Source organism: Nitrosopumilus sp. S6 (assembly GCF_054515815.1).
The window spans coordinates 16,181-27,458 of record NZ_JBTNRI010000018.1 but is presented as its reverse complement, the minus strand read 5'-3'; the positions used below and the strand labels follow the sequence as shown (position 1 = coordinate 27,458).

At 33.7% G+C, this 11,278-nt stretch carries 12 protein-coding genes; 8 read left to right on the top strand and 4 right to left on the bottom strand.

Annotated features, from left to right (window positions below; translation table 11 throughout):
• A partial coding sequence (locus ACX12B_RS09425) for an FG-GAP repeat protein (protein WP_459353756.1) occupies positions 1-1,240 on the bottom strand: 1,240 nt, incomplete at its 3' end.
• A 187-nt stretch (positions 1,241-1,427) separates the two neighbouring features.
• On the opposite strand from ACX12B_RS09425, the gene ACX12B_RS09420 reads away from it, so the two are divergent.
• Positions 1,428-1,706 carry a peptidylprolyl isomerase gene (locus ACX12B_RS09420; protein ID WP_459353755.1) on the top strand — a complete coding sequence of 93 codons (279 nt, stop codon included), beginning with the start codon at positions 1,428-1,430 and terminating at the stop codon, positions 1,704-1,706.
• On the opposite strand, the gene ACX12B_RS09415 is transcribed toward ACX12B_RS09420, so the two are convergent.
• Positions 1,707-1,853 (bottom strand): hypothetical protein, encoded by a 147-nt coding sequence (locus ACX12B_RS09415; RefSeq protein WP_459353754.1) that lies wholly within the window; start codon positions 1,851-1,853, stop codon positions 1,707-1,709.
• A 100-nt stretch (positions 1,854-1,953) separates the two neighbouring features.
• Here ACX12B_RS09415 and ACX12B_RS09410 point away from each other — a divergent pair, with 100 nt between their 5' ends.
• The gene (locus tag ACX12B_RS09410; RefSeq protein WP_459353753.1) at positions 1,954-2,229 is read left to right on the top strand and encodes a hypothetical protein; all 276 of its coding nucleotides are present in this window, start codon (positions 1,954-1,956) and stop codon (positions 2,227-2,229) included.
• Here ACX12B_RS09410 and ACX12B_RS09405 read toward each other — a convergent pair.
• A complete protein-coding gene (locus ACX12B_RS09405) occupies positions 2,226-3,734 on the bottom strand; it encodes a DEAD/DEAH box helicase (protein WP_459353752.1) in 1,509 nt (502 codons plus the stop codon). The two genes, ACX12B_RS09410 and ACX12B_RS09405, sit on opposite strands and share 4 nt — an antisense overlap.
• 172 nt (positions 3,735-3,906) lie before the next feature.
• Between ACX12B_RS09405 and ACX12B_RS09400 the strand changes: the two genes are divergently transcribed.
• Complete coding sequence (locus ACX12B_RS09400) at positions 3,907-4,152, top strand: hypothetical protein (RefSeq protein WP_459353751.1); 246 nt, start codon at positions 3,907-3,909, stop codon at positions 4,150-4,152.
• 23 nt (positions 4,153-4,175) lie between these two features.
• On the opposite strand, the gene ACX12B_RS09395 is transcribed toward ACX12B_RS09400, so the two are convergent.
• Positions 4,176-4,364 (bottom strand): hypothetical protein, encoded by a 189-nt coding sequence (locus tag ACX12B_RS09395; RefSeq protein ID WP_459353750.1) that lies wholly within the window; start codon positions 4,362-4,364, stop codon positions 4,176-4,178.
• A gap of 96 nt (positions 4,365-4,460) precedes the next feature.
• On the opposite strand from ACX12B_RS09395, the gene ACX12B_RS09390 reads away from it, so the two are divergent.
• From ACX12B_RS09390 to ppdK, 5 genes are read left to right on the top strand one after another with little or no spacing between them, the layout of a single operon-like run.
• Positions 4,461-5,006 (top strand): deoxycytidylate deaminase, encoded by a 546-nt coding sequence (locus tag ACX12B_RS09390; RefSeq protein ID WP_459353749.1) that lies wholly within the window; start codon positions 4,461-4,463, stop codon positions 5,004-5,006.
• A 4-nt stretch (positions 5,007-5,010) separates the two neighbouring features.
• Complete coding sequence (locus tag ACX12B_RS09385; protein WP_459353748.1) at positions 5,011-7,569, top strand: DNA-directed DNA polymerase I; 2,559 nt, start codon at positions 5,011-5,013, stop codon at positions 7,567-7,569.
• Between the two features lie 8 nt (positions 7,570-7,577).
• Positions 7,578-7,859 (top strand): SemiSWEET family sugar transporter, encoded by a 282-nt coding sequence (locus tag ACX12B_RS09380; protein WP_459353747.1) that lies wholly within the window; start codon positions 7,578-7,580, stop codon positions 7,857-7,859.
• 39 nt (positions 7,860-7,898) lie between these two features.
• A complete protein-coding gene (gene tpiA / locus ACX12B_RS09375; RefSeq protein WP_459353746.1) occupies positions 7,899-8,555 on the top strand; it encodes a triose-phosphate isomerase in 657 nt (218 codons plus the stop codon).
• A 27-nt stretch (positions 8,556-8,582) separates the two neighbouring features.
• On the top strand, positions 8,583-11,246 hold the full coding sequence (gene ppdK / locus ACX12B_RS09370; RefSeq protein WP_459353745.1) for a pyruvate, phosphate dikinase: 2,664 nt from the start codon (positions 8,583-8,585) through the stop codon (positions 11,244-11,246).
• Positions 11,247-11,278 lie beyond the last annotated feature (32 nt).

The window sequence follows — 11,278 nt, the reverse complement described above, 5'->3', positions numbered from 1 at the left end:
GCACTCCATCACCATCAGAGTCAACAGGACCAGGGGAACTCAAAGTATACAAGTATGCAATTCCAGAATCAGTGGAAAGAGTATCATCAGTAGGAGCGCCAACTACCAATAGATTACCAAATAATGAGACAGAGAATCCAAATTGATCATCAGCATCAGGTGTTGGATTATGAATTGTTTGTAATAGAGTACCAGTTTTGTCAAAGACATAAACTGAACCAGCATTACTTGCTCCAAAATCATCATGAGGTGCACCAATTACAATCAAATCTCCATTCATGTCAATAGAATGACCAAATCTATCAAGTGCGTCAGGGTCAGGATTTGGGATTGGTAGATTAAGGGTTCCAGAACTATCATAAAGATATACAGTTCCTGGTTGAGTACTTCGGCCATCACCAGCAGGTGCAGAAATTAAAACATCGGTACCATCAATGGCGACATCAACTCCAAAAGAATCATAGATTATTGGGGATGGGTTTGGGATTGTAACTAAAGGAGTGCGGCCAGAATAATCAAAGATATACACCTCTCCTATATGAGGCGCAACACCATCATGACTTTCAGCTGCAATTACAGCAAAATCAGGTCCAAGTGCAAGTGAAGCCCCAAAAACATCACCGCCAGCAGGAGAAGGATTTCCAATAGTAGTGATACTACCAGTAGAACGTTGTATCAGATAAGCAATGCCAGAATCAAAAGCCAATGAATCATCAAGCGGTACACCGATTAAAACAAAATCTCGCAGTACATCAACTTCTTCACCAAAAATATCAACACCACCAGGTGATGGGTTCTTGTATGCTGTAGAAAGCGTACCTCTCAATGTATAATCATATGCTTCACCTACACCTCCAGATACTCCAGTAGCACCAACTAAGGCATGTGAACCATCAATGGATACACTTTTTCCAAATACTTCTCCTGACAAAGGACTAGGTTTAAGCAATTCAGAAATTAATGTGCCAGAATCATCAAACAAAAATGCAGAGCCTGGCCCAAATGCAGCACTAGACTTGAGAGAGGGGGCACCAATTACAATCTCGTTACCGTTTGTAGAAACAGCATAACCAAAATTATCATAGTCAGATACTGCATGAGGAGTGGCAATTCTGACAGGAACAGGATCAAAAGGTTCAGCAGCATATGCAGTTGGGACGGAATTTATCACGAATGGAGAAAATGAACCTAATAGTAATACGAAAGACAAGAATGCAATTGAAGGTACTTTTTGTCTCAATATCACAAAGTCTAGGAACTCATAGAATATAAAATGATCATTTTTTCATATTATGATTTTTTATTAAAAGAATATAAAAATAAAAAATCATGTTGATATTGAATCTGTTAAGATTTGAACCTTTTTTGGGTAAAAATTCAGTTCAAAACTCAAAACAATTAAGACGTAGAATAATTTAGAAACGTAAATGAGTAATAAGATCAAATGTTCACACATTCTTGTCTCAAAACAAAGTGAAGCACTTGCAATAATGGAGAAATTAAAGAATGGAGAGAAATTTGGAAAACTGGCAAAGGAATTATCTATTGATTCAGGAAGTGCCAAAAAAGATGGAAATCTAGGGTATTTTACAAAAGGCATGATGGTAAAACCATTTGAAGATGCAGCATTCAAACTACAAATTGGAGAAACATCTGAACCAGTAAAATCAGAATTTGGCTATCATATCATCAAAAGATTTGGATAGTTATTTTTTAGATTTTAAATGAAGTGCTTTTTCAAAATCATCATTGACTTTTTGACTTATTTTCTTAAAATCAGCATAAATTTCTTTGTGTAAGAGTTTCTCTTTTTTCATCAACTCTTCCATCTCTTTAGTTTGATCAGATTTCATTACTGTACAATCTCAAATAATATTTTAGAGCAAGAGTATTAATTTTGACTCGTACAAAACCAAAATAAAATAAACATGAATCTAATGCTTAATTATAGGCATGGCAGTATTAACTGAAAAAGCAATTGAAGAGATTTTGACATATTTAGAGAAATCAATTTCAAATTTAGCAAAAGATGCATTTGAGAATTTAGAGGTAGAGGGGGGGTTTGATGGAACAATAAACTTTCTAGAAAATCAATTTGAAATCAGACTAGAGAATTTACTTGTAGCAAAAGGCTCCAGTACACATCATTTAGAATCAGGAGTAAAAAATAAGATTATTCAGAAAAGACAATCAATTTTTCAAGAAATTACAAACCAGTACAAAAATTAGATAAATGCATCAAGTCCTGTTTTTTTAGAAGCAATCTCTTGATTTTTTTCCAATACTTTGGTCATTTTATCACCCATAGATTTTGATGCAGACATTTTCCGCTTTCCAATCCAATAGTAGGTTTCATCAATAGTATTTTTTGCAATCAACACAACTAATTTTCCAGTATCTTTTCTGCCAGTTCTACCTCTTCTTTGAATAAATCTAACAGAACTAGGTACATTATCATAAAAAATAACCTGATTTACTTCAGCAATATCCAATCCCTCTTCACCGACACGAGTTGCAATCAACACATCAAAAACACCATCTCTGAATTTCTGAACAGTTTCAATTTGCTTTTTTTGTTTTAGTCCAGTTTCTCCTGCTTTTCCAATCAAAATTCCTGCAGAAACTCCCAGCTCAGCTAGTTTACTGTGAATTAAATCAACAGAGTCACGATAGCTAGTAAAAATTAATGCCTTTCCTGGAACAGATTCAAGAATATCTTTTAGTTTTGGAATTTTAGAATGTTCTATTCCTCTAGATTGAGCTTCTTTTGCAAGATGAATTGCACGAGTAAAATTTGGATCAACTTCAAAGAGATCCTTTACTCCTGCACCTTTTTTTGCCTTGGCACGCTCACAGAACTTCAAAAATGGAGTAATTCCATGAGCCTCTAAGATATTCAAAGCATAATGAATTCTAATTGCAGTGAATAATGGCTTTGCAGAGCGACGGTTTTGATTCAAAACAAATTGTCTAATTCTCAATAATGCAGAAAGTGATTGTTGTTCAGCTAGTTTAATTCCATTATCACGTAATGTTTCATATCTTTGATCAAGCGCCAATTTCAATAATTTTTGAATGGCTTTTAGTTCAGGAGGAAGTTCAACGTTTATCCATTCAGTGTTTGTCTCTTGTGTATAGGGTTTAACATCAGGACTATTTTCAGTTCTTTCAGCAACACTAGCAATTTTTAGTTTAGTTAGAATTTCTGTAGCTTTATCTTTTTCGCTAGGTAGTGTCGCAGTCATTCCTACAATTCTAGCAGTAGAACCCACAAAACGTTCTGCAATTCCAGAATATGCATAATCACCAACAGTTCTATGCACCTCATCAAAAATTACAAGATTAAATTGATCAGATGAAACAATACCTCTATCCAAATCATTTTTTGCAATTTCAGGAGTAGCACAAATCACACTATTATTCCATAATTTGGTTCTTTTTTGGATAGGGTCTTCTCCAGTTATCAAAGAGACATCATCTAGGATTAAATTTTCTTTTAGAAATTCATAATGCTGATTCACAAGAACTCGTGTTGGAGCCAAAAACAATGCACCGCCAGTACCTTTTGATAGATATTCTGCAATAACCTGTAATGCAATTGCAGTTTTTCCAAGTCCAGTTGGTAAAACAACAATACAGTTTTCAGATATTGCTTGATTTGCAAGGTTTACTTGATAATCTCGTTTTTCAATAGAGTCTTTTTTCACATATTTTTTTTCAATAAATTCTGTCATCAGATAAGGAAAATTTGTAATTTATCGATTTTATGCTTTCGTGTAGTTAACCATTGACAAAGACATGCCATCTAGTTTCAAATTAATGAAAATTTGTGCCTAGAGAGATTATTATTTATCATTAGCATTAGAAAACAAGCCCATTTTTATCCCATTATCATCAGATATAGCCATGAGCGACCAAAACTCCAATGAAAAATATTTTCAATCATTATTAGAGTCTTTGAACAAGGATCCTAATTGGAGAGCAGTTGAAGAACAATTAGAAAAATACGAATCAATCAAAAAAGATCTCACTCAAGAACAACAGGCAATAATTTCAGAGATGGGAAGAGCAATGTTAGCATTAGCAGATTCACAACCAAAAATAATAATTGATAAATTCTTAGAATTGGCTCAAAATCTTAATAAAAAATAAAAAAAGGAAAATGAGAAAGAAAACTAGTCTAATTGTTTCTTTGCTCGGTTAATCATAGCAGTCTCCTCACGAAGATGCTTTTTCAATAATCTCTCATGTGCTTTTTTATGAACACTATAAGCTGTGTTCAAAGATTTTTTGGTCTTTGCTTTTTTTACAGCATTATTGAATTTTTTGTGAATAGCGTTTACTTCTGCGGTATAGTTTGCCATCAAATCTTGAGTTTAAAGGAAGTTAAAGAAGTTTATGCATCTATTGTTTAAGAAGACATTGATCGCAGAAAATCGAAATTTAACGTGATCCATATATTGAACAGACAAACAGAATTGGTGTTGACTACTTTTGAGAGACCAAATTGGGATGAGTATTTTATGTTGCAGGCAGAACTTGCAAAACTTCGTTCAAACTGTGTCACAAGACAAGTAGGAGCAGTTATTGTTAGAAACCACAGACAACTAGCAACAGGGTATAACGGAACACCTCCAGGAATTAAAAATTGTTTTGATGGAGGTTGTAAGAGATGTCAGTTAAGAATGGAAGGAAAGATAGAATCTGGAGCATCACTTGACAGATGTCTGTGCAATCATGCAGAAGCTAACGCCATAATGCATTGTGCAATATTAGGAATAGAAGCAGGAATTAAAGGAGCAATACTATACACGACCTTTGTTCCATGCCTAGAATGTACAAAAATGGCAATTACCATCGGAATTAGAAAATTTGTATGTCTTGATTCTTATCCAGAAACAGATTTTGACTTGCTAAAAGAAGCAGGTGTAGAAGTCATACAATTAGATAAAGCAAAAATTGCAAAATGGGCTCAAGAACTAGTTAACAAATACAATTCTGGATGATAAAATGCAAGTCAACATGGAAGAAACCAAAAAAATTGAATCAATGCCACCATCCATGTTAGTATCAGCCACATATGACAATAATTCAAAATCAGCAGTTTTAAAATTCTACGAACCCAAATCTCAGAAATTATTTTTGTGGAAAGATGAAATTGGTCACAAGCCATATTGCTATTCAAGATTAGCTCCAGAAGAATTAGATTTTCTTCAAGAAAGAGATGATGTCTTAGAAATCAAAACAGTTCAAAGATATGATTTGATGGAAGACAAAGAAATCAATATGTCAAAAATTACAGTAGCAGACCCACTAGCAATCGGTGGAACCACAGGAGACAAGAGTATTAGAAATGTAATAGAGACATGGGAATCAGACATCAAATATTATGAAAATTATTTGTATGATAGAAATCTAATAGTTGGAAAATATTATGAGATTATAGATGGAAAAATACAATCACATGATTTAGAAATTTCAGATGAAGTAAAAATTGCGCTAAAGAGTTTGCTGTGGGATAAGGTCGATAGTGAAAGCATGGTAGATGCAGAAGAATTCAAAAAGTTTGTTTCAGAATGGGCAGATTTGCTTAATCAACCAATTCCAAAAATAAAAAGACTCAGTGTAGATATTGAAGTAGAGGCAGAAATTGGGAGAATTCCAGACCCAAAAATTGCTGAAAAGAAAGTCACTGCGATAGGAATGAAAGGAACAAATGGATTTGACCAGATTTTTGTGCTCAAAACAGAAGGAACAGAACAAGGGACAAACGAATTAGACCAAAACATCAAAGTGACGTTTTATGATTTGGACAAAGAAAAAGAAATGATTCATGATGCATTTAAGATAATCAAGGAATTTCCATTTGTTGTAACATATAATGGTGACGAATTTGATTTACCATATTTGTACAATAGAGCAGAGAGACTTGGAATAAAAAATTCAGAAAATCCATTTTACATGATGAGGGATTCTGCGACACTCAAACAAGGAGTTCATCTTGATTTGTATAGAACATTTTCAAATAGATCATTTCAAATCTATGCCTTTAGTCAAAAATATACAAATTTTTCATTAAACTCAGTTTCAAAAGCATTACTTGGAAAAGAAAAGATAGACTATGGTTTAGAGTTTGATGAATTAACACTCTACCAAACAGCAAACTATTGTTATAATGACGCTCTGCTAACTTACGAACTTACAAGTTTTAACAATGAATTGTTGATGCAATTACTTGTAATTATTGCAAGAATTGGACGAATGCCAATTGACGATATTGCAAGAATGGGAGTTTCTCAATGGATTCGAAGTTTATTGTATTATGAACACAGAAAGAGAAACTGTCTGATTCCAAAAAGGCAAGAACTTGAAAGACGATCAGAAGGAGTAATGTCAGATGCAGTTATCAAAGATAAAAAATACAGAGGAGGGCTAGTTGTAGAACCAAAAGAAGGAATTCACTTTGACGTAGTTGTGATGGACTTTGCTAGTCTGTATCCTAGTATTATCAAGGTAAGAAATCTATCATACGAAACTGTAAGATGCCCACATGAAGAATGCAAAAAAAATTCAATTCCAGGAACAAATCACTGGACATGTTCTAAGAAAAATGGGTTAACATCAATGATTATAGGCTCACTAAGAGATTTGAGAGTAAATTACTACAAGAGTTTATCAAAAAAAGAGACATTAACAGATGAACAAAGGCAGCAATACACAGTAGTCAGTCAAGCACTTAAGGTAATTCTAAATGCAAGTTATGGAGTAATGGGTGCTGAAATATTTCCATTGTATTTTCTGCCAGCAGCAGAAGCAACAACTGCAATTGGAAGACACACAATTTTAGAGACAATCAAAAAATGTGAAGCAACAGGAATTGAAGTACTATATGGAGATACAGATTCGCTATTTATCAAAAACCCAACTAAGGAACAAATTCAAACAGTAATAGAGCAAGCAAAAAAAGATCACGGAGTAGATTTAGAGATTGATAAAACATACAGATATTGTGTGCTTAGCAACAGAAAGAAAAACTATCTTGGAGTTACTAAAGAAGGAAAGGTAGACGTCAAGGGCCTCACAGGAAAAAAATCACACACCCCACCATTTATCAAAAAATTATTTTATGAATTATTAGATGTATTATCAGAAGTTCAAACAGTAGAAGATTTCGAAAAAGCTAAAAAGCAGATTTCTGAAAAAATTGCCACATGTGGTAAAAAAGTAGAAGCAAAAGAAATTCCACTAGAAGATTTAACATTTAATGTAATGCTAAGTAAAGCTCCATCAGAATATACAAAAACCATTCCACAACACATACGAGCTGCAAAACAACTAGAAACCATACGAGAGATAAAGAAAGGAGATAGAATTTCTTATATCAAAATCCTAAACAAGCCAGGAGTTAAGCCAGTAGAAATGGCAAAAAAAGAAGAGATTGACTCTAAAAAATACATGGAGTTTATGGAATCCACACTTGAGCAAATAACATCATCAATGAATTTGGATTTTGACACAATTTTAGGAAAACCAAAACAAACAGGATTAGACGAATTTTTCTGGAATTAGTGGATATAATGGAAATTGACGGAACATTACTAACAATTTTAGGAGTAGCTGCAGGAGTTTTGATACTAACTGGGTGGGTTGAGCAAATTTACAAAGGATATAAAACAAAAAGCCTCAAAGATGTCTCAAAATTTTTGATGATATTCATATCAGCAGGAGCGATTTTGTGGTTGATTTATGGAGTCATAGTAGAAGACGTATTTATTATTGGGACAAATGTTGCTGCAATTGCTTTGATGATGATAGTATTGGCAATGAAGAAGATGTACGACAAAAGATTAAGAAGTTAAATTAAAGATTAAATACAATACAAGAAGGTTCAAAGAAAGATGTTTGTAATTAATTGTAAAAATTACGAAGAGATTTCAGGAGATAAAATTATCAAATTTGTAAAGACTGCTGAAAAAGTTTCTAAAAAATTTAAAATAAAAATTGCAATTTGTCCACCACAACATTTAATCGGAGTTGTATCAGATAGTTCCATCCCAATTTTTGCACAACATATTGATGACTCCAAAGTTGGCAGTACAACAGGTTTTATAATTCCAGAACTGTTAAAAAAATCCAAAGTAAACGGGTCACTAATCAATCATAGTGAGCATCGAATTTCATCAAATGAGATCAAAAAATTAGTTTCAAAATTAAAAGAACTAAAAATGATATCAATTGTTTGCGTAAAAGATGTTGCAGAAGCTAGAAAATATGCCAAACTAAATCCAAACTATATTGCAATAGAGCCTCCAGAACTTATTGGTTCAGGAAAAGCAGTGTCAACTGAAAGACCAGAATTGATAACAAAAGCAGCAAGTGCTGTAAAAAGTGCAAACAATAACACAAAACTTCTTTGCGGAGCAGGAATTGTTTCCGGACAAGACGTCTCAAAGGCAGTAGAACTAGGATCAAAAGGGATCCTTGTAGCAAGTGGCATAATCAAAGCAAAAAATTGGGATAAAATAATTTCCGAATTTGCCAAGGCATTAGTTTAAAAAGCCAAAAAATTTACGCATTCTTGCATGGCAAAAACAAAACCAGTTTATGCATTTGAAGAGGCAGATAGCAAAAAAAGAATGCTTCTAGGCGGAAAAGGTGCAGGATTAAGCGAGATGACTAGGCTAAAACTTCCAGTTCCACCAGGATTTACGATCACAACAGAGGTTTGTAACAAGTATTATGAAAACAACAGAAAACTTCCAAAAGATGTCATGCCACTAGTAATGAAAAACATTGAAAAAATTGAAAAGAAAACTGGAAAAAAATGGAATTCAACAAAGAATCCATTACTAGTATCAGTTAGATCGGGTGCAGCAATTTCGATGCCAGGTATGATGGATACCATTTTGAATTTAGGATTAAACGAAAAAACAGTAGAAGGATTATCTACGCAAACACAAAATCCACGTTTTGCATGGGACTCATATCGAAGATTCATTCAATTATTTGGCAAAGTTGTATTTGGAGTAAATGATGAGAAATTCGATCATGTTCTAGACTCTGCAAAAGCCAAACAAAAAGTAAAAGATGACAGTCAACTAAGTGTAGAATCATTAAAGAAAATTGTATCAGAGTATAAAAAAATCTGTGAAAATCACACTAAAAGGAAATTCCCAGATTCTCCAAATGAACAACTAGGATTAGCAATTGAGGCTGTATTCAAAAGTTGGATGGGTGAAAGAGCAATAGTTTACCGTGAGAAAAATAACATTACAAAAGATATTGCAAACGGAACTGCAGTAAATGTGGTAACCATGGTATTTGGAAACATGGGAGATGACAGTGCAACAGGAGTAGTATTTACAAGAAATGGACATAATGGTAAAAAAGAGATTGAGGGCGAATATCTAATCAATGCACAAGGTGAAGATGTTGTTGCAGGTGTTAGAACCGGAAAGAACGTTGCATTACTAAAAAAAGAAATGCCAAAATCTTACAAAGAGTTAAGCAATGCATGCTCTAAATTAGAAAAACATTTCAGAGAACCACAAGACATCGAATTTACAATTGAGCAAGGAAAATTCTATTTACTACAAACTAGAACTGCAAAAATGAGTGCAGGTGCACTAATTAAAACATCAGTAGATATGGTAAAAGAAAAATTAATTGATAAGAATAAAGCATTAGCAAGAATTCCAGCACAACAACTCGAAGCTTTACTTCATAGAACAATGGATGAATCCAAAGTTAAAAATCACAAACAGTTAGCAAAAGGAATTGCTGCATCACCAGGGGCAGCAAGTGGAATTGCAGTATTTGATGTAAAAAAAGCAATAGAGTTAGGAGAAGCAGGAAAAAAGATCATCCTAATTAGAAAAGAAACAAAACCAGAAGATGTTCCAGCATTCTTTTCATCAGAAGGTGTTTTGACTAGTTTAGGTGGAAAATCATCTCATGCTGCAATTGTTTCAAGAGGAATGGGTAAACCATGCATTGTTGGATGCTCAGAATTAAAAATCAATTATGACAATAATACATGTAATGCAAATGGCATAACAGTAAAGGAAGGTGAAACAATTACAATTGATGGTAGTGCAGGCATAGTCCTCATTGGAGAAGTGCCAACTGTAGAACCAAAAGTGACAAAAGACTTTGAGAAGATTTTAGGATGGGCTCAAAAAACTAAAGTGTTGGGAATCAGAGCAAATGCGGATACTCCGGAAGCTGCAAAACTAGCAAGAGAATTTGGAGCCCAAGGTATTGGTCTTTGTAGAACCGAAAGAATGTTCAATGCAAGTGATAGAATAGGTCTTTTTGTAGATATGATTATGGCTGAAAATATAGAAGAAAGAGCCAAAGTTCTCAAAAAATTAGGACAATTACAAAAAAGTGACTTTATTCAAATTCTAAAAGCTATGGAAGGATATGAGGTGACAATCAGATTACTAGATCCTCCATTACACGAATTCTTACCAAACCCTGAAGAATTAGCAGAAAAAATTCGCAAACTAGAAAAATCAAAATCAACAAAAGAGCTTGAAAAAGCCAAAGTGGTTTTAAAAAGAGCAAGAGAATTAGCAGAAGTAAACCCAATGATGGGACATAGAGGAGTAAGAGTTGGAATCACATATCCTGAAATTTATGAGATGCAAATTCGTGCAGTCTTTGAAGCACTAGTGGAATTGACAAAAAAGAAAGTAAAAGCACATCCACAAATAATGATTCCACAAATTAGCAGTATTGCAGAACTAAATCATATTAAGAAGATTTATGATAAAATAAAGAAAGAAGTTGAAACTAAAAACAAGATGAAATTAACAATTAACTTTGGTACCATGATAGAAGTAGTAAGAGCTGCATTAACAGCAGATGAACTTGCAACTACTGCAGAATTCTTTAGTTTTGGTACTAATGATTTGACACAAGGAACATTCAGTTTTAGCAGAGAAGATGTTGAAGGAAAATTCCTTCCAGAATATATGGAAAAAGAATTACTTGAACGCAGTCCATTCCAATCAATTGATGTAAACGGTGTTGGCAATTTAATTGAAATTGGAATTGCCAATGGTCGTGGAGTAAGAAAGAATATGGAAATTGGAATTTGTGGCGAACATGGAGGAGACCCAAGTTCCATTAAATTCTGTCACAAAGCAGGACTAAGCTATGTTAGTGCATCACCCCATAGAATCCCTATTGCAATTGTTGCAGCAGCTCAGGCAGCAATTGAGCAGCCAAAAAGAAAATAATCCAGTATAGTTTAATAGAGATTTAGTTCTAC